This window comes from Ruegeria sp. O5, assembly GCF_056535105.1.
Map to the genome: position 1 here is coordinate 197,343 of NZ_JBQERN010000004.1, position 19,004 is coordinate 216,346.

The 19,004-nt window shown below is 58.7% G+C and carries 21 protein-coding genes; 12 read left to right on the forward strand and 9 right to left on the reverse strand.

Going from position 1 to position 19,004, the window contains the following annotated elements:
- Position 1 precedes the first annotated feature (1 nt).
- Positions 2 to 421 (forward strand): NUDIX hydrolase, encoded by a 420-nt coding sequence (locus tag ACR0M3_RS08675; protein ID WP_480486596.1) that lies wholly within the window; start codon positions 2 to 4, stop codon positions 419 to 421.
- Here the strand turns inward: ACR0M3_RS08675 and ACR0M3_RS08680 are convergent.
- From ACR0M3_RS08680 to ACR0M3_RS08705, 6 genes are all read right to left on the reverse strand, one after another.
- Complete coding sequence (locus ACR0M3_RS08680) at positions 418 to 3,819, reverse strand: efflux RND transporter permease subunit (protein WP_480910272.1); 3,402 nt, start codon at positions 3,817 to 3,819, stop codon at positions 418 to 420. The two genes, ACR0M3_RS08675 and ACR0M3_RS08680, sit on opposite strands and share 4 nt — an antisense overlap.
- 5 nt (positions 3,820 to 3,824) lie before the next feature.
- Positions 3,825 to 5,273 (reverse strand): efflux RND transporter periplasmic adaptor subunit, encoded by a 1,449-nt coding sequence (locus ACR0M3_RS08685; protein WP_480486830.1) that lies wholly within the window; start codon positions 5,271 to 5,273, stop codon positions 3,825 to 3,827.
- A 106-nt stretch (positions 5,274 to 5,379) separates the two neighbouring features.
- Positions 5,380 to 5,922 (reverse strand): molybdenum cofactor biosynthesis protein B, encoded by a 543-nt coding sequence (gene moaB / locus ACR0M3_RS08690; protein WP_480486593.1) that lies wholly within the window; start codon positions 5,920 to 5,922, stop codon positions 5,380 to 5,382.
- A gap of 6 nt (positions 5,923 to 5,928) precedes the next feature.
- On the reverse strand, positions 5,929 to 6,549 hold the full coding sequence (locus ACR0M3_RS08695) for a LysE family translocator (protein ID WP_267366057.1): 621 nt from the start codon (positions 6,547 to 6,549) through the stop codon (positions 5,929 to 5,931).
- On the reverse strand, positions 6,546 to 7,145 hold the full coding sequence (locus tag ACR0M3_RS08700) for a metallophosphoesterase family protein (RefSeq protein ID WP_480483057.1): 600 nt from the start codon (positions 7,143 to 7,145) through the stop codon (positions 6,546 to 6,548). Before ACR0M3_RS08700 ends, ACR0M3_RS08695 begins: the two co-directional genes overlap by 4 nt.
- Positions 7,142 to 7,909: a uracil-DNA glycosylase gene (locus ACR0M3_RS08705; protein ID WP_480539023.1), complete on the reverse strand. Its 768-nt coding sequence runs from the start codon at positions 7,907 to 7,909 to the stop codon at positions 7,142 to 7,144. Before ACR0M3_RS08705 ends, ACR0M3_RS08700 begins: the two co-directional genes overlap by 4 nt.
- 83 nt (positions 7,910 to 7,992) lie before the next feature.
- On the opposite strand from ACR0M3_RS08705, the gene ACR0M3_RS08710 reads away from it, so the two are divergent.
- The 8 genes from ACR0M3_RS08710 to ACR0M3_RS08745 all read left to right on the forward strand — a co-directional run bounded on the left by ACR0M3_RS08710 (position 7,993) and on the right by ACR0M3_RS08745 (position 13,306).
- Positions 7,993 to 8,607: a scavenger receptor class F, member 2 gene (locus ACR0M3_RS08710; RefSeq protein WP_480910275.1), complete on the forward strand. Its 615-nt coding sequence runs from the start codon at positions 7,993 to 7,995 to the stop codon at positions 8,605 to 8,607.
- A 59-nt stretch (positions 8,608 to 8,666) separates the two neighbouring features.
- Positions 8,667 to 9,602 carry an aspartate carbamoyltransferase catalytic subunit gene (locus tag ACR0M3_RS08715; RefSeq protein WP_267366053.1) on the forward strand — a complete coding sequence of 312 codons (936 nt, stop codon included), beginning with the start codon at positions 8,667 to 8,669 and terminating at the stop codon, positions 9,600 to 9,602.
- The gene (locus ACR0M3_RS08720) at positions 9,599 to 10,117 is read left to right on the forward strand and encodes a hypothetical protein (RefSeq protein WP_480910276.1); all 519 of its coding nucleotides are present in this window, start codon (positions 9,599 to 9,601) and stop codon (positions 10,115 to 10,117) included. The genes ACR0M3_RS08715 and ACR0M3_RS08720 overlap by 4 nt, the downstream gene beginning before the upstream one ends.
- Complete coding sequence (locus ACR0M3_RS08725) at positions 10,102 to 10,488, forward strand: hypothetical protein (protein ID WP_480506675.1); 387 nt, start codon at positions 10,102 to 10,104, stop codon at positions 10,486 to 10,488. Before ACR0M3_RS08720 ends, ACR0M3_RS08725 begins: the two co-directional genes overlap by 16 nt.
- Entirely contained in the window at positions 10,485 to 11,765 is a 1,281-nt protein-coding gene (pyrC, locus tag ACR0M3_RS08730; RefSeq protein ID WP_480899207.1) for a dihydroorotase, read from the forward strand. Before ACR0M3_RS08725 ends, pyrC begins: the two co-directional genes overlap by 4 nt.
- The gene (gene plsY / locus ACR0M3_RS08735) at positions 11,765 to 12,370 is read left to right on the forward strand and encodes a glycerol-3-phosphate 1-O-acyltransferase PlsY (protein WP_480910278.1); all 606 of its coding nucleotides are present in this window, start codon (positions 11,765 to 11,767) and stop codon (positions 12,368 to 12,370) included. Before pyrC ends, plsY begins: the two co-directional genes overlap by 1 nt.
- Positions 12,367 to 12,636 (forward strand): hypothetical protein, encoded by a 270-nt coding sequence (locus ACR0M3_RS08740; RefSeq protein WP_480483043.1) that lies wholly within the window; start codon positions 12,367 to 12,369, stop codon positions 12,634 to 12,636. Before plsY ends, ACR0M3_RS08740 begins: the two co-directional genes overlap by 4 nt.
- A gap of 193 nt (positions 12,637 to 12,829) precedes the next feature.
- Positions 12,830 to 13,306 (forward strand): YHS domain-containing (seleno)protein, encoded by a 477-nt coding sequence (locus ACR0M3_RS08745; RefSeq protein WP_480910280.1) that lies wholly within the window; start codon positions 12,830 to 12,832, stop codon positions 13,304 to 13,306.
- A gap of 128 nt (positions 13,307 to 13,434) precedes the next feature.
- Here the strand turns inward: ACR0M3_RS08745 and ACR0M3_RS08750 are convergent, their stop codons facing one another.
- Positions 13,435 to 14,418 (reverse strand): quinone oxidoreductase family protein, encoded by a 984-nt coding sequence (locus ACR0M3_RS08750; RefSeq protein WP_209506634.1) that lies wholly within the window; start codon positions 14,416 to 14,418, stop codon positions 13,435 to 13,437.
- A gap of 193 nt (positions 14,419 to 14,611) precedes the next feature.
- On the opposite strand from ACR0M3_RS08750, the gene ACR0M3_RS08755 reads away from it, so the two are divergent.
- Entirely contained in the window at positions 14,612 to 15,469 is an 858-nt protein-coding gene (locus ACR0M3_RS08755) for a DUF2189 domain-containing protein (protein ID WP_480899202.1), read from the forward strand.
- Between the two features lie 30 nt (positions 15,470 to 15,499).
- On the opposite strand, the gene ACR0M3_RS08760 is transcribed toward ACR0M3_RS08755, so the two are convergent.
- Both ACR0M3_RS08760 and ACR0M3_RS08765 read right to left on the reverse strand, forming a co-directional pair.
- Complete coding sequence (locus tag ACR0M3_RS08760; RefSeq protein ID WP_480899201.1) at positions 15,500 to 16,486, reverse strand: NAD(P)H-quinone oxidoreductase; 987 nt, start codon at positions 16,484 to 16,486, stop codon at positions 15,500 to 15,502.
- Between the two features lie 61 nt (positions 16,487 to 16,547).
- Entirely contained in the window at positions 16,548 to 17,240 is a 693-nt protein-coding gene (locus ACR0M3_RS08765) for a COQ9 family protein (RefSeq protein WP_480910283.1), read from the reverse strand.
- Between the two features lie 111 nt (positions 17,241 to 17,351).
- Between ACR0M3_RS08765 and rpsU the strand changes: the two genes are divergently transcribed.
- Both rpsU and ACR0M3_RS08775 read left to right on the forward strand, forming a co-directional pair.
- The gene (gene rpsU, locus ACR0M3_RS08770; protein WP_005614280.1) at positions 17,352 to 17,558 is read left to right on the forward strand and encodes a 30S ribosomal protein S21; all 207 of its coding nucleotides are present in this window, start codon (positions 17,352 to 17,354) and stop codon (positions 17,556 to 17,558) included.
- A gap of 297 nt (positions 17,559 to 17,855) precedes the next feature.
- Complete coding sequence (locus ACR0M3_RS08775) at positions 17,856 to 18,983, forward strand: CAP domain-containing protein (RefSeq protein WP_480506664.1); 1,128 nt, start codon at positions 17,856 to 17,858, stop codon at positions 18,981 to 18,983.
- Positions 18,984 to 19,004 lie beyond the last annotated feature (21 nt).

The following is a 19,004-nucleotide window of genomic DNA, read 5'->3' on the forward strand; positions in this document are numbered from 1 at the left end:
CATGACCCAATCGCCAAAAATCGGTGCCCTGGCCGTTGTTCTGCATCAGGATCAGGTTCTTCTGGTTCAGCGCAGCAAGCAGCCCGACGCCGGGCTGTGGGGGTTTCCCGGTGGCCATGTCGAATGGGGTGAAACCGTATTGGAAGCGGCACAACGCGAATTGCTGGAAGAAACCTCGGTGATCGCGCAGTCGTCACATTATCTGAAAAATCTGGACCTTGTGCGCCGAACCCCAGATGGGCTGATCGTGTCCCATTACCTGCTGGTCGGGGTCGCCTGCCAGTATCGCTCGGGCACGCCAAAGGCCGGTGACGACGCACTGGATGCCCGGTGGTTTCCCGTCGATCAGATACGCCAGGGCAACCTGCCCATGAGCGCGCGGGTCATTGAGCTTATGGAATATGCCTTGCGTGCGGTTTAAGCATCTGCCGATTTCGTGAGGCGACCATAAAGCATGCCTGAGGCAGCAATGCTCAGAATCACAATCGGCACAGCGCCGGCAACAAACGCGCCCAGCCCCATTTTCAATGCGGCAATGCCATCCTCACCGGGGTAAAGGCTTTGTAGCATGGCAAGCGGTGCACCGTTGATGGCAGGCCAGATCATCGTCAAGGCAAACCAGACCCCAAGCATCGCGCCGGTTCCGGCCAACGCGCCACGAACAACCTTGTCAGGGGCCCGCGCCGCGCGGCGCATGGCTGTCATCGGACGTGCCACGTCATTGAGAACTCCCAGCAAGGCAGGCACAAGTACCAACACCAGCAACATTCCGAAACCAAGCCCGTAGACCAGTGTGATTACTGTCGGTTTCAGGAACTGCGCCTGTTGAGAGCCTTCATATAGTAAGGGCGCAAGGCCAAGAACCGTGGTCAGCGTTGTCAGCATCACGGGTCGCAACCTGTCCGCCGTGCCATCCAGAATAGACGGAATCAACCCGCGATCCTGCTGGTATGCGTCGATTGTCGTCACAAGAACGATGGAGTCGTTGATGATGATCCCTGTCATGCCCAGCAACCCGACCACCGTGAACATGCTAAGCGGCACCTCCCAGATGTAATGGCCCCAGATTGCCCCTACCAGGCCAAAGGGAATAATCGCCATAACCACAAGGGGCCGTGTCCAGCTGGCAAAAACCCAGGCCAGTACAAGGTAAATACCAGTCAGGCACAGGATCAGACCATTGCGGGCCTCGGACAGGAACTCGTTTTCCTGTTCGCTCAGACCCGACATGCGCCACTCAACCTGCCTTTCGGCCGCGATATTGGGCAGGATCTCGTCCTGCATCACGCGTTCAATTTCGGCGGCCCGTGCCGGATCGTCCTCCGAGATGTCACCTGTTACCGAAACCACCCTCAGGCCGTTTTCACGCCGAACCGTCGAAAACCCGGACTTGCGTTCGACCGAAACGATATCAGCCAGCGGTACATAGACCCCGTCAGGAGAACGCATCAGAGTTCGTTCCAGAAAATCTGCCGTCAGTTCACCTTCGGGCAGTTCGACACGGATCTCGGCACTGCGCGGCCCGTCGGGGAAGGTTGCGGCCTCAATCCCGTTTAAACGGTTGCGCAAAGCCCGCCCCAGCGTTTCGATCCGAAAGCCCAGCGCCTGACCCTGTGCCGTCAGATCAAGAAGAAACTCTTCCTTGTCATATGCCAAAGTGTCCTCAAGCGCCGAGACTTCAGGAAACTTCGACAGCGCGGTATGCAAATCTTCTGATGCGGCTTTCAGGACATTTACGTCCGAGCCATAGAATTGCACGTCGATGGCGTCGCCGCCGGGGCCGGACCGCCAACCGCGGAAGCTGATCACTTCGACCTTGGGGTGGCGCGGTACGAAATCCTGTAGCTCGCCCACAAACTCAAAACTCGAATAGGGGCGCAGATCGGCGTCGATCAATTCAATCGAAATACCACCCAGCACACTGCCGTCCTTGCCGTCAGCCGCAGCAAGCGCACGCCCGGCATTGCCCCCAACTTCGGCCAGGACATAGTCAATTGGATTTCGGCCATGACGCTCTTCGTAGATCCGGCCCAGTTCGTTGGTTGCGTCCTGTAGAATGCGCATCATTTCAAGCGTATCTGACCGGGTCGACCCCTCGCGCATAATAAACCCGCCGCTGACTGAACTGCGTTCAGGTGCGTTGAAGAACCGCCAGTTCACGTCGCCACGAATGAACAATGCGACCTGACTGGCCAGGATGGCGATCATCAGCGCGGCGACCACATAACGCGCCCAGATCACCCAGGCGATCAACGGGCGGAACAAGTGATCCCGAACCCAACGAAAACCACGATTGACGACACGGTTCGGCAGATCGTACCAGTGTTCCTTGGCCGAATGCGCAATTGCGTGCGCCATGTGATTGGGCAGGATCAGGAAGCATTCCACCAGCGATGCAACCAGAACTGCGATCACCGTGAAGGGGATATCGCGGATCAGTTCTCCGAAACGTCCTCCAACCAACGTCAGGCCGAAAAACGCAATCACGGTCGTTACCGTGGCGGCCAGAACCGGCATTGCCATTCGACGGGCGGCACGCTCAGCGGCTTCCACAGGTGTCTCACCCAATCGACGGGCACGAAAATCGGCGTGCTCACCCACGACAATGGCGTCATCTACGACGATCCCCAAGGTGATGATCAGACCGAACAGGGAAACCATGTTCAGCGACAGACCGCCCAGATACATCAGCGCGATCGCCGCCGACATCGCCACCGGGATACCCGCCGCGACCCAAAACGCAATGCGCGCATTCAGAAACAGGAACAACAGGATGACAACCAGCCCCAGCCCCATCAGCCCGTTATCCACGAGGATGTTCAGCCGGTCGGTAATCGCTTGCGCCCGGGTACGGATCAGATCAATTCTCACACCTTCAGGCAGGCTGGCCTGCATCTCGCGGGCTACGTCCTCGACCGTGTGCTGAATGCCTATCGCATCGCCCAGGTTCGACCGGTCCACTCTGATGGACATGGCGGGATTGTCGCCCACATAATAGCTGCGGTGCCGGGTGACGTCTTCGATCCGAAGTGTTGCTATGTCACCAACCTTCAGCTTCGACCCATCTTCGTTCACCCGCAGCGCGATGCCTTCGATCTGTTCGGGCGTGCGTTTCTCAGTCCCTGCCCGGATACGAGCCCCGGCGCCTTCCACATCACCCGCAGGATCCGTGGTGACTTCAGCCCCGATCGCCGCCGCGATTTCCGCCATTGAGATATCATTGGCAATCAATTGCGCTGTGGTGACTTCGACAACAATGCGCGGTGCGGCAATACCTCGGATTGTCGTGCGGGTCACACCAGATGCGAATAAACGATTGATAAGCTCATCCGTCAGCTTCGCCAGTTGAGCAGTATCGGTCGGCCCCGTGATCACTACATCCGTCACCCGATCACGCCACGCCCCGCGTTGAATCTTGGGCTCCTCAGCGTCTTCCGGCAGATCTGTGACAGCGTCTACGGCGGTCCTAACATCCTCGACAGCGCGGGACACATCCCAGTTGGGTTCGAATTCCAGCCTGATCCGGGTCCATTCATGATGCGAGGAAGCCTCGGTGCTGATCACCCCTTCGACGGCCAGCAGCGCAGGTTCCAGCAACTGCACGATTCCGGCGTCCATGTCCTCGGGCCCGGCGCCTTCCCAGGTCACGGATACATCGACGCGTTCCAGAATGACGTCCGGAAAGAACTGCGCCCGCATGTTCGGGATTGCCGCCGCGCCAAGAACCAGCATGACAAGCAACAGCAGGTTGGCAACTGTCCGATGCCGCGTGAAGTAACTGAGAATGCCGCCCGCCGCGCCAGGTATCTCGCGCATCATGGCGTTTATCCCCCAGCCCTGGTTTCAATGCTGCGCACCAAAGACGTCGGCACACGAGCTTCGCGCAGCCGGGTTAGAACCTGCGTCTTTTCCTTCGGAGGCATCGCACTGTTCGCCTCGACTTGCGCCACAAGTTCGGCGCGCTTCTCGTCCGTCAGCTCGACCATTCCGGGGTCTGCACCCGCCTCAAACCGCAGGGGCCGCACCCGCACGCCCGACCCAAGCAGGGGGGTTCGCCCGACGACGACCTCTCGCCCTTCCAAACCGTCGCCCCGCAGCAGAACCTCGTCCCCCTGGCGGCGGATGAGTTGAACCGGCAGGCTTTCCAAACGGTCATCAGGGCCAAGCACCAGAACTGTTCCGGATGCATCAAGGGCCGACGACGGCAGTCGGTAAACTCCGGCAAGCGGTTGTTCCTGAACTGAAACCGTAACGAAATCCCCGGGTTTAAACCCCGATGCCTCTTGCAGACGGGCATAGATCAACCGCCCGGTCTGGCCTTCACCGGCAGACCCGCTGTCGCGGCTAATCTGGCCAATCGCGGTCAGATCGGTCCCTGTCACTTCGAGCGATATGGTTACCGGCGCGTTGATCAGACGATCGCCGCCATCCAAAAGCCGCACATATTGCGCGGTCGACACCCGAAATGCCACCTCAAGGTCGTTGGGATCAACCAGTTCAGCCAGCTTTTCATTTGCCGATACCAGCCGCCCTTCCACAAGCGTCACATCCGTTAAAGTACCGCCAAAGCCCGCCCGGATTGTCATGTCGCCCAGATCACGTTCCGCAGCTTCCAGTGCTATCATGGCGCGGGCCAACAGGGTTGATGCCTGATCCACACGGGATTCAGCCTGTGCCAGCGCAATACGCCGCGCCAGTACGGCCTGTTGCGCCGCTGCGGCAGCCAGTTCGGCCTCTTCCACGCTAGCGGCGGCCCCCACGCCCCGAGATTCCAGATCGCGTTGACGTTGCAACGCCCTTTCCCGCAGTTCCGCCTGAGCCTCAGCCGATTTCAGCTCGTCCTGCGCCAGCAGCAACGAGCGTTCTGCATCGCGCTCTTCAAACTGAGCGTCCAAGAGGTCGGACTTGGCCCGATCCAGTGCGGATTGCGCATCTGCCGGGTCCAGTTCAACCAGCACTTCACCAGCCTCAACAATTCCACCATCTTCAAAGTCTTCCGCCAGCGCGACAACGCGACCACCAAGCGCCGCGCGCAACTCCAGCCTGCGGCGGCTTTGAACCTCTCCGAAAGCTTCAAGATATGGGGTGACGGTTTCCGCCTCGGCAGGCCGAACCGAAACAGCAAAGATCCTTTCTCGAGCGGGAGGTGTCGCGTTATCGTGCGTCAAAGCCTCCTGAACGGCCCCAACGATCATCTGCACGGCAACAAACAACAAAGCCAGCGCCAGAAACGCCAGAAAAATACCGACAAGACTATGCCGCAGAAATCGCATCAATCAGTTACCCCGGTTGCACCACGCTGCCGTCCACAACATGTAGCTGGATCAGGAAATATGCCAAGCCACAAGGCGGTTATACGGAATGGAACGTATGACCAGTCTACTTCCGTCGCAGATGTTCGTCCAATCTGGGCATTATTTCCACAAAATTGCACGGGCGATGGCGATAATCGAACTGTTTTTCCAAAATACCGTCCCACGCGTCCTTGCAGGCCCCCGGACTGCCGGGTAATGCGAACAGGTATGTCCCCCCGGCAACGCCCCCCGTCGCCCGTGACTGCACCGCCGAAGTTCCGATCTTTCCCATCGAGATGATCGTGAAGACAGTGCCAAAGGCTTCGATCTCTTTTTCATAGACATCGCGATGCGCCTCGACGGTGACATCGCGCCCAGTCAGACCCGTGCCGCCGGTCGAAATCACGACGTCGATCTGTTCGTCCGCCACCCACGCGCGTAACTGATCTGCGATCTGTTTGCGCTCGTCCCGAATTATCCTGCGATCCGCGACGACATGGCCTGCCTTTTCAATCCGGTCCACCAATGTCTGTCCCGAGCGGTCCTCTTTCATCGATCTGGTATCCGAAACAGTCAGTACGGCGATCTTAACCGGGATGAACTCCATGGTTTCATCAATGCGCGACATGTGGTGTCAGGCCCTTTCCAGAATGGCAAGCCGGACCGCAAGGGCCGCAAAAATGCCCCCTGTAATCCAGCCCAGAATACGTGAGGCGCGCGGATTCGAGACCAGATGGCGCCCCGCGCTTCCGGCGAAAACACCAACCAGCCCGTTCACGACGAACCCACCGATGCCGATGATTGTGCCGAAGATCAAAAACTGCATCAGGACCGACCCCCGCGACGGGTCTACAAATTGCGGGATAAAGGCCAGAACGAACAGAATAACCTTGGGGTTCGTCAGATTGACAAGCATCCCATCCCGAAAGGACAACCGGGCCGGTTTGACGGGGGCCTCGGCCGACACTGCGCCATTTCGAACAGCACCCCAGGCAAGATACAACAGGTATGCAACACCAACCCAGCGAATGACATCGAACAGCCATGGCAAGGCCGCAACCGCCGCGCCGAGGCCCAGCCCAGCCAGAAGGACCTGTATCATTCCACCCGCGGAAATCCCAGCACTTGCGGCAATTGCTGCGCGCGGACCTGATCGCAGGCCCTGACCGAAACAGAACATCATATCCGCGCCCGGTGTCAGGTTCAGCGCCAGCGCGGCGGGAATGAAGGCAAGCAGCGTTACCAACTCAATCATACAGCGACCTCGAACCAGTTTACCTTGGGGCCAAGGTTGGCGATCCGGGTGCGGCCGATCGAGCCGCGATATCCCCAGCTGTCGTGAATATGGCCGCAAAACGTGAAACGGGGCTGTATCCGCTCGATCGCGTCCCGAACAGCGATCGAGCCCACAGCCATGCCTTGCGAGGTCACATCCCCATGGCCCTTGGGCGGTGAGTGCGAAATCAGGATATCTGCTCCGCTGCAGCGCGCCAGCAGTTCGGCGGCCTCACCCTCGGTCAGATCACAGGACCAATCACCAAACGGTGTGGGTGGAACACCGTAGCCAAGCCCGAACAGGCGCAATCCATCCACCGTCATTCCCGTTCCATGCAGAACATGCACACCCTCGGGCACAGCTTTGCCCAGATCCTCTGCGCTTTCTGCATTCCCGGGTATCAGGACCAGCGGCGCTGAAACGCCCGAAAGCATTTGCATCGCCTCGTCCAGACCCTGCCGCATATTGCAATAATCCCCTGCGCCGATAACCAGGTCGGCATCAGCGCTGGCCGCCACCAGATCAGCAGCGCGGTTGCGCGCCATATGAAGATCGGAAAACGCCAAGATCTTCATGACTCACCTCGCAGCCGGGCTTGTAACTCCAGCAGATCAGCCCAGGCCTGTCGCTTCATTTGCGGCTGGCGCAGCAAATAAGCTGGATGAAACATTGGGATCACAGGCAGGTCCATCGCCTGATCCCATTGGCCGCGCAATCGGGTAATCCCGCGCTTGCCCAGAACGGCCTGACAGCTGATATTGCCCATCACCACCAGAACCTCGGGCCGGGCCAACGCCACGTGACGTTCCAGGAAGGGCTTCATCATCCCGATTTCTTCGGGCTTTGGGTCACGGTTCTGTGGGGGCCGCCATGGCAGCACGTTTGTGATATAGACGTTCTGCCTGCGATCCAGATCAATCGCGGCCAACATGCGATCCAGCAACTGGCCCGCGCGCCCGACAAAGGGCTTGCCCTCGCGGTCTTCGTCGCGGCCCGGCGCCTCACCGATGATCATCACCCGCGCACCGGGCGTTCCATCAGCAAAAACCAACTGCCGCGCCCCGCGCTTCAGCTCGCAGTGATCAAAAGCTTCCATCGCATCGCGCAGCTGATCCAGTGACCCCGCCCCCTTGGCCGCTGCTTGCGCAACCGTTACCGGGTCGGTCTGTCCGGGCTTTGACGGGATGGCTGCCGCAACCTCTGCCTTCTTGGGCTTTGGTGATGTGTCCGGCACCGAATATCGATCAACCGGAGCATCCCCGATTGCCTCGGTCACGCCCAGTTCGACCTGCCATTCCAGCAAGGCCCGTGCAGAGTAATAGTCCAAGCCCGATTCCATATGGATAATTTACCCGCCTGAGGGCTGATGGAAAGCGAATTGGGCTTGATCGGTCGCTCTGTCGCGCCGACCATCAGGGCACGATGCTCAGAACCTTGCGAATCCTCCTGATCGGGCTTGGACTGGTGCTTACCGGCAATCCGGCATTGGCGACGTTCCACAACGAACAGGGCCAGTGCCGTGCGGGCCAGTTCAAATGCGGCACCACCTGCTGTTCCGGCGGTCAAAGATGCAGCTTTGATGGGCACTGCATACCGCTGGGCGGCACCTATTGCGGTGGCGGGCGCAGCTGCGGCCCGTTTGAACGCTGCGTAGCGGGAGGAGCGAGCTGTGCACCCGCAGGCGTGAACAAATGCACATCGCGTCTGGATTGCCCCGGTGACAGTTTTTGCAATGGGCGCGGCGAATGTGAACGGATCACACCAGATTCGGGTACAGCCCCTCCTACGATATGCGAGGATGGCCGAACTTGTGCGCGCGGCTCGTCCTGTCTGCCGGGTGGGGGGTGTTCCCGTCCGGGATGGTTCCTGTGCGAAGAAACAGGCTCGCAGTGCCGTCCGGGATTCAAATGCTCGGACCATCAGGGTTGCGTGCCGATCAAAGCCATCGACTGCGGATACGGCAAATGGTGCAAACCAGGTGAACAATGTCTGCCCGAAGGCGGCTGCGAAAAACTGCCAGAGGGTTCTGATCCTTAGGTTGCTTTGCACCGCGTGGCTTTCTATAAGCGGCCCGATTGTCAGACAGGAGCCCGCCCATGCGTTTCGCCCATCGTCACCTTCTTGGCATCGAGCATCTGTCGCAATCCGATATCACCGAAATTCTCGATCTGGCCGAAACCTATGTCGACATGAACCGCCAGTCGACCAAACATTCGGATGTGTTGTCGGGGCTCACCCAGATCAACATGTTCTTTGAAAACTCGACCCGAACGCAGGCAAGCTTCGAACTGGCTGGCAAGCGTCTGGGTGCAGATGTGATGAACATGGCGATGCAGGCCAGTTCGATCAAAAAGGGCGAGACGCTGATCGACACTGCGCTGACCCTGAACGCGATGCATCCCGACCTTTTGGTGGTGCGTCACCCGCATTCGGGCGCGGTCGACCTGCTGGCGCAGAAGGTCAACTGCGCTGTTCTGAACGCAGGCGACGGGCGGCACGAACATCCGACACAAGCTTTGCTGGACGCGCTGACGATCCGCCGCGCCAAAGGTCGCCTGCACCGTCTGAACATCGCCATTTGCGGCGATGTCGCGCACTCTCGTGTTGCTCGATCCAATTTGATCCTGCTGGGCAAGATGGAAAACCGCATTCGTCTGATCGGCCCGCCCACACTCGTGCCGTCGCAATTCGCCGAGTTCGGGGCCGAGGTTTATGACGACATGAACGAGGGTCTCAAAGACGTCGATGTGGTCATGATGCTGCGCCTTCAGAAAGAACGAATGGACGGAGGCTTCATCCCGTCAGAACGCGAGTACTACCACCGTTACGGCTTGAATGCGGAAAAGCTGGCGCTGGCCAAGCCCGATGCCATCGTCATGCACCCCGGCCCAATGAACCGCGGGGTTGAGATCGACGGAACCCTGGCTGATGACATCAATCGATCCGTAATACAGGAGCAGGTGGAGATGGGGGTCGCTGTCCGCATGGCCGCCATGGACCTTCTGGCCCGCAACCTGCGCGAGGTTGCATGAGCAATCTGAAAATCGCCCCCCATGAACGCGGCGTTCTGCGCCTATTCACACTGAACATGCGCCCGGAAGAGGCAAAGTTCCTGCGCGAACCGGGTGCCGCCGATCAGGTGCTTGGCGTCGACGGGCTGGACCCCGAGCAGATCGACATTTTTCCGGTATCCGACCTCGAAGAACTTGGGCTTTACGGCTATCTGAACGAAGGGTGCGGCGTGTCCGAAGATCAGTTGGACCGTGCCGCGCTGGCGCAGATCGGCGGATGGGTCATGGTTCTGCGCAGCGCAGCGTTCAAAGACCAGGCCACGACACTTGAACCCGATCCCCGGCTTCACATGATTGGTCTTTTCACGGAAGAGGCGACCAATTGGACCGGCGGAACGATCGAGACCGAAAGCGCCAAGCCTTTCTCGGCCCCGCAAACCGCGCCGGTTGACAACAAACCGCTCCGCATAGGCTCGGCCGTTATGGCATTGGCAGTACTTTTGATCACCGGAGGGATTCTATGGCTGATCCTGTAGTCTTTGCCCCGGACAAGGGCGCGTATATCCGCACCAATGCATGGCTTGCGGCCGCTGCCATGGCCGGAGCAATGGCTGTCTTGTGGTTGACCGGCAACCCTTATGTCTGGACCGGAGCACCTGCTGGCCTCGCCGCTATCGGCATCCGCGCGTGGTATCTGGCATCGGAAGAACTGGCTGCTAACTGGGAGATGACCGGCACTTTGTTGACCGGCCCCGGTCCCCGCAAAGTACCGCTGAATCAGGTCGAGGCGGTTAAAACCATGGGCAGTTTTGTCCAAGTCGTTACCAAAGGCGGCGACAAACACCTGATCAAGTATCAGGCCGATCCCGCCGCCACGAAGGCCGCCATCGAAAGGGCTGTTCCATGACTTCCGTTCTTTTCGCCAACGCCCGCCTGATCGACCCCGAAGCCGGAACAGAGTCAACTGGCTGGTTGCAGGTGAACAATGGCCGGATTACCGCCCGAGGCGAAGGAAGCGCGCCGTGTACTGAAGGGCATATCGTAGAGTGCAACGGCAAGTGCCTCGCCCCTGGCATCATCGATATTGGCGTCAAGGTCTGTGAACCCGGTGAACGTCATAAGGAAAGCTATCGGTCAGCAGGACTTGCTGCTGCAGCTGGCGGTGTCACGACGATTGTCACCCGACCGGATACTCTGCCAGCAGTCGACACACCGGAAACGCTGGAATTCGCGACACGCCGGGCGCAGGCCGATGCGCCAGTCAATGTTCTGCCGATGGCTGCCCTGACCAAAGGGCGCGAAGGGCGTGAGATGACCGAGATCGGGTTTCTGATGGACGCGGGCGCGATCGCCTTCACCGATTGCGATCACGTCATCACTAATACCAAGGTGTTTTCCCGTGCCCTGACCTATGCGAAATCCTGTGGCGCGCTTGTGATAGCCCACCCGCAAGAGCCGGGGCTGAGCGCCGGGGCCGCAGCGACCAGTGGCAAGTTCGCGGCACTGCGCGGCTTGCCCGTAGTGTCACCGATGGCAGAGCGGATGGGGCTGGACCGCGACATTGCCCTGCTGGAGATGACCGGTGCCGCCTATCACGCCGACCAAATCACCACTGCCCGGGCGCTGCCTGCACTGGAGCGCGCCAAGCGCAATGGGCTGGACATAACCGCAGGGACGTCGATCCACCACTTGACGTTGAACGAGCTTGACGTGGCCGACTATCGCACCTTCTTCAAGGTCAAGCCGCCGCTGCGATCAGAAGACGACAGGCAAGCGGTAATTGAAGCTGTTCGCACCGGGCTGATCGATATCATCAGCTCGATGCACACCCCTCAGGACGAAGAAAGCAAGCGCCTGCCGTTTGAAGAAGCGGCCTCGGGTGCGGTCGCACTGGAAACGCTTCTGCCCGCGGCCTTGCGCCTGTATCACGCGGGCCAGCTGGATCTGCCGACGCTTTTTCGGGCCATGGCCCTTAACCCGGCCAAGCGGCTTGGACTGGACAGCGGTCGCCTGTCGAAAGGCGCGCCAGCCGATCTGGTTCTGTTCGACCCGGATGTGCCTTTTGTGCTTGATCGGTTTGCACTAAAATCAAAATCTCAGAACACTCCATTTGACGGCCAGCGGATGCAAGGTAAGGTCATTTCGACTTATGTGGCAGGTAATGAAGTGTTCCGGAGACCCTGATGCCCCCAATCGACAACTCGACTAGCGAACTGCTCCAATGGGCGGTCGTTGGATACCTGATGGGCTCCATTCCCTTCGGCTTGTTGCTTGCCAAGATCATGGGGCTGGGAAATCTGCGCGAGATCGGGTCCGGGAATATCGGGGCGACAAATGTCCTGCGCACCGGCAACAAGGCCGCTGCGGCACTGACCTTGCTGTTTGACGCAGGCAAGGGGGCGGCGGCCGTTCTGATCGCAAGCGCGTATGCGGGTGAAGATGCGGCCCAGGTTGCCGCTCTTATGGCGTTTTTAGGCCATTGCTTTCCGGTTTGGCTGAGCTTCAAGGGTGGCAAGGGCGTGGCAACCTTTCTGGGGCTTTGGCTGGCACTGGACTGGCGCGTCGGTGTTGCCTGCTGCCTTACCTGGCTGGTCGCGGCGGCAATCTGGCGGATATCCTCGGTTGGCGCATTGGCTGCGGCCGCGCTGTCAACGACTTGGGTGTTGTTGCTGTCAAACGGGACTACATTTATCCTTGGGATAATTCTGACACTTCTGGTCTACTGGCGGCACAGCTCGAACGTCGCGCGGATCAAGGCCGGAACGGAACCCAGAATCGGAAAGCCGTGATCGCGCCAGACGGGTTTCTGTATGCCCTTTTTGCACTGCCCTTGGGCAGTTTCACCGGAACCTCCGGCGGTCGGCGCTATGTTGTTGTGCGTCAACGAATGGCGGGTGGTAAATCCCACAAGCTGGTTGCGCACGAACTGGGCGGAGCCGACTATATCAGCCTGAACCTGTATCAGACCATGGGCAGCGGCGCGTTGCTAAGACCCTGTGAAATGTCCGCATGCAAAGTCATCGCATTTGTCCTGAACCTAAGGCCGGATGCCTGAGGCGAGATCGGCAAAAAAGAACAGTGGCTCTATCACCTGCGCACAATCACAAATCATTGTTTTGAACGTGATCAGCCCGCTTCCCAGATCGCTATCGTGACGGTCAATTACGGGCCACACAGGACAACAATCTGGGCCTTACGGCGGCAATTATTGCGGTGCTGAACGGGCTCATTTCACGAAAGGTGAAACAATGAACAAGTTTAAATCTCTGATCAGTGGCGTGGCACTGTCTGTCACTTTGGCAACCTCCGCACTGGCGGCTGGCGTCGAAATCAACGCAAGCTCGACCGGTCTAGCCATGCAGGGTTATGATCCGGTGGCGTACTTCACCGCTGGCGAAGCGACAAAAGGCGATTACCGCATCACTGCGCTGCATGATGAGGCCCTGTACCGTTTCGCGTCGGAAGAAAACAAAGCTGCCTTTGAAGCCAACCCCGAAGCGTACCTGCCTGCATATGGCGGCTATTGTGCCTTCGGCGCTGCCATGGGCTTTAAATTCGACGGCGACCCGAACCACTGGAAGATCGTTGACAACAAGCTGTATCTGAACCTGTCCAAAGACATTCAGGAGCGCTGGGAAGGCGACATCCCAGGTTTCATCGAAAGCGCGAGCGCAAACTGGGAAACGATTGCTGAAAAACCCCCGGCAGAGCTGCAATCGCAGTAAAACCTGATTTTTTTCAGGCACAGCGGCGGCGGTTTTTCCGCCGCCGTATGTCATTGAAGACCTCTTGTCCTTCCCATCCGGCGCATCAAGTATCCCAATTCTAAGGGCAATGGCGTTTCGGTACTGCGTTACAGGTCCAGAATTGTGCTGCCGGTCGTTTGCCGCGCCTCAAGCGCGCGATGCGCATCAGCAACCTGATCCAAGGCAAAGCGCTGATCGACATGGATTTTGACCTCACCCCCCTCGACTTTGCCAAACAGGCGACGCGACATTGCCTGACACACCGCATGGTCCGCGATATGTGTAAACAACGTGGGCCGGGTGATCTTGAGCGAACCTTTCTGGCCCAGAACTCCAAGGTTGAACGGTGGAACCGGGCCCGAGGCGTTGCCGAAGGAAATCATCATGCCCAGCGGTTTCAGGCAATCCAGTGATCCTTCGAATGTGTCCGCCCCGACCGAGTCCATCACCACGTCTACACCCTGACCCTTTGTAATCTCAGCCACGCGTTCAGCGAAATTCTCGGACCGGTAATTGATGCAATGCGCGGCCCCGTTAAACCGGGCAAGGCTGCATTTCTCGTCACTCCCCGCCGTTCCGATCAACGTGATGCCTTCTGATTTAGCCCATTGACATGCGATCAGCCCGACCCCGCCAGCTGCCGCGTGGAACAGAACCGTATCGCCCCGCTTCAATGGTGTGGTCCGGTGAAACAGGTATTCAACTGTCAGACCTTTCAGCATCATCGCTGCGCCGGCTTCGAATGTGATGCCATCCGGCAGCGGGCAAACCTGCGCAGCGGGCATCACACGCGCCTCGCAATATGCACCGGGCGGGGCTGCGGCGTAAGCGGCCCGCTGCCCCGGCTGAAGATGCGTTACCCCTTCCCCAACCGCTTCAACGGTACCCGCCGCTTCCATGCCTAAAGCATGTGGAAGATCAAGGGGATACAGGCCGGTGCGTTGATATACGTCGATGAAGTTCAACCCGCAGGCCTGATGCCGAATACGTATCTCACCCGGACCGGGGTCGCCCACTGGCCTGTCTTCGATCCGCAGAACCTCAGGCCCACCAAATTCATGAATCACAACCGTTTTCGCTGTTTGCTGCATCCTGACCTCCTCTTGCCTGCCATCAAGCTAACATGACTGTGACACAGGGCAATCCGTCCGATGCCGGAGTATTGATCCAGATTTCGTAAATTTATGTTATACTGAGGCATGGCGTTGCCGGTTGGACCGGCCACGGGCAACTGAATGCCGGATCCGTTCCGCGGCGCAAGTCTCGCCAGGGAAGGGTGAAGAAATGGCTAAGACAATCGGAAATCCGATCAGCTGGGCAGCCCAGGCACTGGGCGCCACAAGTGACCACGTCACCGAAAGCGTCTCGCAACTTGGCAGTGCAGATCCAACGCAAGTGCCAATGGTGCAGACCTTGACCCTGCAAGACCTACGGGCCTGCCTGAGGGCGGGGTATCAGGATTTTCTCGAAACCCGAGCGGATGTCGTATTCATTGTCCTGGTTTATCCGATCGCCGGGCTTTTGATGTTCGGCTTTGCCCTGAATGCCAATCTGGTTCCGCTTCTGGCCCCTCTGGTCGCAGGCTTTGCGCTGATCGGGCCTGTTGCGGCCGTGGGCCTCTATGAAATCAGCCGTAAGCGTGAACAGGGCAGCGAGGTTCACTGGCTGGACGCATTTGGTGTATTCCGCTCGCCGTCATTTGGAGCAATTCTCGTTTTGGGGTTTTACCTTGTGATGCTGCTGCTGCTTTGGCTGATGGTCGCGCAAAGCATTCACACCTACACGATGGGCCCCGAGGTTCCTGCGTCGCTCAGCGTATTTGCCACGCAGGTGTTTACGACCTCTGCGGGCTGGACGATGGTCATTGTCGGAACCGCAGTTGGGTTTGTTTTTGCCCTTTGCGCTTTGGCGATTAGCGTCGTCAGTTTTCCCTTGCTGCTGGACCGCAAAGTGGGCCTGCCGGTTGCCGTTGTGACATCATTCAGGGTGCTGCGTCACAACCCCGGAGTCACTCTAACCTGGGGGTTTATTGTAGCGGTGCTTTTGTTTCTGGGGGCTTTGCCACTGCTGCTGGGTCTTATCGTGGTGATGCCAGTTCTGGGTCATGCCACGTGGCATCTGTATCGCCGCGCCGTTGCGTGAACGCGCGGGACACGCCCGCGCATTCTAAACTCAACCCGCAATCTTCAGAACAATCTTGCCAATATGGCCCGAGCTTTCCATGCGCGCGTGGGCTGCGGCGGCCTCGGTCAGATCAAACTCGCTGTCCATCACGGGCGCAACTTTTCCGGCATCCAACAGAGGCCAGACAGCTTCGCGCAGGTCCTGCGCGATTTGCGCCTTGGCCAGATCACTTTGTGGGCGCAAGGTGCTGCCGGTCAGGGTCAGGCGCTTGACCATCATCAGGGCAAAGTTCAGCTCGACCACCGGGCCTTGCAGAAACGCGATTTGCACCAGCCGCCCATCTTCGGCCAGAGCCTTGACGTTGCGGGGGATGTAATCACCGCCGACCATATCAAGGATCAGGTTTGCCCCACCTTCGGCGCGCATGGCTGCTACGAAATCCTCGTTTCGATAGTTGATCGCCTTTTCCGCGCCCAGTTTGACACAAGCCTCGCATTTTTCATCCGACCCAGCCGTGGCAAAAACGCGCGCGCCAAAGGCATTGGCCAGTTGGATTGCCGTCGTACCAATTCCGCTGGACCCACCGTGAACCAAAAAGCGTTCACCTGCCTTCAACCCGCCACGCATGAACACGTTGGACCAGACTGTAAAGAATGTCTCGGGCAGACACGCTGCCTCTTTCATTCCCATACCTGCAGGCACTGGCAAACAATGGGCCGCTGGAGTCGAAACGTATTCCGCATATCCTCCGCCCGGCAGCAGTGCGCAGACCTGATCGCCGACAGACAGTCCTTCGACCCCCGCACCGACTGAAACCACTTCGCCCGAAGCCTCAAGCCCCGGCAGGTCGCTGGCACCCGGCGGCGGATCGTAAGCGCCCGCGCGTTGCAAAGCGTCGGGGCGGTTCACCCCGGCATAGGCTACTTTCAATACAACCTGTCCGGCCCCCGGCTTAGGAATAGGGCGTTCGGTCAGCTGCAATACATCGGGACCGCCCGGTTGAGTGATCTCAACAGCACGCATCATCTGGGTCATAGGCACCTCCTTTGCCCAATGCCTAGCAGGCATCAGAGGCAAGGCCCAGCACCAAGACGTGTTACTTTCGGGGGTTCAACACTCCAGGCAGATCACCCTGCATCTTGGACGGCGCCCTCACCTGACCCGCCAGCCAGTTCGGAACTGCAAGAAAGGGTTTCAACACCGGGTTGTCACGCACCTGAGCCTTGAGCTTTTCGAACTCCATGACATTTGCGATCCGGCGATCCAGAAACTCCCAGGTGCGCTGATAGTCGGGGCTGTCATCGCCCAGCCAGAACAGCAAGGTCGAGGAATAGACCCCCGACAAGGTTGCCCGTTTGGTGTACCAGTTCACATCGTCCGATGTATCGCCCAGCGCGCCCCAGATCAGATCGCAGGTTTGCCATAACGCCTTGGCCCCATCGGCCGCATATGCTGGCAGGGAAAACAGCGTCATGCCCCGGCGCACCAGCTCTTTGTCTTCAACAGCCTGCAACCGGAACCTGACCGCAGCGGCAATCCTGTCGCGGAATTTTAGCCCGCTCATGTCCTCGGACCTGAGGCGGTCCAGCATCACCTGATCGCCGCGCGCATGAAAGGCCAGTGCCAGATCAACCGCCCCGCGCGGGCAGATTGCACGTGCCAAACCGTCATCCAGACCACAATCGGATACCGAGGCGCGAAAGCTGGTTTCCGACCAGCCGTCGAAAGGAACATGGTTCAGCATCGCGTCCAAAAGCTGCCGTTTTGCATCTTCATATGTGGTGGTCATGACGGTTCTCCGGTTGTCAGGCCCAGTACTAGACAAGTTAGGGCGGCTTTGCTATACGGCCAACTCCTGCAATTTCCTTGCAACTCTATCTAGAAAGGTGGTGACAACCACATGCAGGTTAGTGTTCGCGACAATAACGTCGATCAGGCGCTTCGTGCCCTGAAGAAAAAGCTGCAGCGCGAAGGCGTGTTCCGTGAAATGAAGCTCAAGCAACATTTCGAGAAACCGTCCGAGAAAAAAGCGCGCGAGAAAGCTGAAGCGATTCGCCGTGCCCGTAAACTGGCGCGCAAGAAAGCCCAGCGCGAAGGTCTGCTTTAAGATCTTTGATTTCGTCCAGCTTTGGATGACACTATTTGACGACCCCCGAGGCATGGCCCGGGGGTTTGTCGTTTCAGGGCTCGGATACAATCCGCCGACTCGTGGTTCAGGTTGTGCGGCAAGCTGCCAATTCCGTACAGGCAGTGTTTTGCCCGGCGCTTTGCAGCGCAGCGAATCTCGTCTCGGTAGCATCGCGCCGCCAAAACTCGCCTGAATTGCGCCGCCCTCTATCGCCCCCGACATCCCCGCCTCTAAGTGAGCCCGTCCGCAAGGACACAAACACAAACGGAGGCAAATATGTCGACTGCAAGTACATACGAACGTGAGATGTTGGCGCTGATAAACCAGGAGCGCACATCCCGCGGGCTCAACCCGCTGCAGCTTGAAACGCAGCTGAACGACTCGTCCGAAGATCACAGCACCTGGATGCTGAATACAGACACCTTCAGCCACACCGGTTCAGGCGGTTCCAGCGCAACCCAGCGGATGCAAAACGCGGGGTTCGATCTTGAAGGAAGCTGGCGCACCGGGGAAAACATCGCATGGCAGTCCGAACGCGGCGCGCCGGGTATCAGCGACGATGTCGCCCAGTTGCATCAAAACCTGATGAACAGTCCGGGTCACCGCGCCAATATCCTGAACCCGGATTTCAAGTATATCGGGATCGGGATCGAAACCGGTGACATGCAAGGCTTCGATGCCGTGATGGTCACGCAAAACTTTGCCGCAACCGACGCGGCTGTCATGCTGGACAACGGCAATACAAACGCCCCGCCCGTTCCTCCGACAACACCGGACGAGGTTGCTGAGCCCGAGGAACCAGAAACCGAAACCCCGGATACTGACGTCACCGAGACCGAAGAGCCTGGGACCGAGACCCCCGGAACCGAGGAACCAACACCCGAAACACCGGACACCGATGTCACAGAGACGGAAGAGCCGGACCCCGAGACACCTGATACCGACGTCACTGAGACCGAAGAACCGGAACCTGAAACCCCCGGTACCGAGGAAACAACACCCGAAACACCGGACACTGACGTGACCGAAACTGAAGAACCGGAACCTGAAGCGCCGGATACTGACGTTACCGAAACCGAAGACCCGCAACCTGAAACGCCCGATACTGAAGTCGTCGATGGTGGTGAGCCGGAAGCCTTCTGCTTTGACATTCAGGCATTCCTGGATGAAATCGCCAGCTTCCTTGAAAACCTGCAAACGCAGTTTGACGAGTTTGATTGGCGCGACGACATGAATGACGGCACTGATGTGGCAGATGTCGACGATGTCGATACCCTGCCGACCATAGATACCACTCCGGAGACCGAGATTGAGCCTGTCGACACCGAAACGACCGAAGACGATGGCTGCGATGTCTTCATGATCAATATCTTCACCCATGACTGCATGATGGATGCAGCCTGATCACTTGAAATTGTGCGAGGT

Coding starts and splice junctions, on each gene's coding strand:
- ACR0M3_RS08680 (WP_480910272.1), bottom strand. CDS start 3,819: ATGATGCGCGAGATACCTGGCGCGGCGGGCGGCATTCTCAGTTACTTC.
- ACR0M3_RS08745 (WP_480910280.1), top strand. CDS start 12,830: ATGAACAAGTTTAAATCTCTGATCAGTGGCGTGGCACTGTCTGTCACT.
- ACR0M3_RS08685 (WP_480486830.1), bottom strand. CDS start 5,273: ATGCGATTTCTGCGGCATAGTCTTGTCGGTATTTTTCTGGCGTTTCTG.
- ACR0M3_RS08675 (WP_480486596.1), top strand. CDS start 2: ATGACCCAATCGCCAAAAATCGGTGCCCTGGCCGTTGTTCTGCATCAG.
- rpsU (WP_005614280.1), top strand. CDS start 17,352: ATGCAGGTTAGTGTTCGCGACAATAACGTCGATCAGGCGCTTCGTGCC.
- ACR0M3_RS08755 (WP_480899202.1), top strand. CDS start 14,612: ATGGCTAAGACAATCGGAAATCCGATCAGCTGGGCAGCCCAGGCACTG.
- ACR0M3_RS08695 (WP_267366057.1), bottom strand. CDS start 6,549: ATGATTGAGTTGGTAACGCTGCTTGCCTTCATTCCCGCCGCGCTGGCG.
- ACR0M3_RS08750 (WP_209506634.1), bottom strand. CDS start 14,418: ATGCAGCAAACAGCGAAAACGGTTGTGATTCATGAATTTGGTGGGCCT.
- ACR0M3_RS08765 (WP_480910283.1), bottom strand. CDS start 17,240: ATGACCACCACATATGAAGATGCAAAACGGCAGCTTTTGGACGCGATG.
- ACR0M3_RS08705 (WP_480539023.1), bottom strand. CDS start 7,909: ATGGAATCGGGCTTGGACTATTACTCTGCACGGGCCTTGCTGGAATGG.
- ACR0M3_RS08700 (WP_480483057.1), bottom strand. CDS start 7,145: ATGAAGATCTTGGCGTTTTCCGATCTTCATATGGCGCGCAACCGCGCT.
- ACR0M3_RS08775 (WP_480506664.1), top strand. CDS start 17,856: ATGTCGACTGCAAGTACATACGAACGTGAGATGTTGGCGCTGATAAAC.
- plsY (WP_480910278.1), top strand. CDS start 11,765: ATGCCCCCAATCGACAACTCGACTAGCGAACTGCTCCAATGGGCGGTC.
- ACR0M3_RS08715 (WP_267366053.1), top strand. CDS start 8,667: ATGCGTTTCGCCCATCGTCACCTTCTTGGCATCGAGCATCTGTCGCAA.
- pyrC (WP_480899207.1), top strand. CDS start 10,485: ATGACTTCCGTTCTTTTCGCCAACGCCCGCCTGATCGACCCCGAAGCC.
- ACR0M3_RS08725 (WP_480506675.1), top strand. CDS start 10,102: ATGGCTGATCCTGTAGTCTTTGCCCCGGACAAGGGCGCGTATATCCGC.
- moaB (WP_480486593.1), bottom strand. CDS start 5,922: ATGTCGCGCATTGATGAAACCATGGAGTTCATCCCGGTTAAGATCGCC.
- ACR0M3_RS08720 (WP_480910276.1), top strand. CDS start 9,599: ATGAGCAATCTGAAAATCGCCCCCCATGAACGCGGCGTTCTGCGCCTA.
- ACR0M3_RS08760 (WP_480899201.1), bottom strand. CDS start 16,486: ATGACCCAGATGATGCGTGCTGTTGAGATCACTCAACCGGGCGGTCCC.
- ACR0M3_RS08710 (WP_480910275.1), top strand. CDS start 7,993: ATGCTCAGAACCTTGCGAATCCTCCTGATCGGGCTTGGACTGGTGCTT.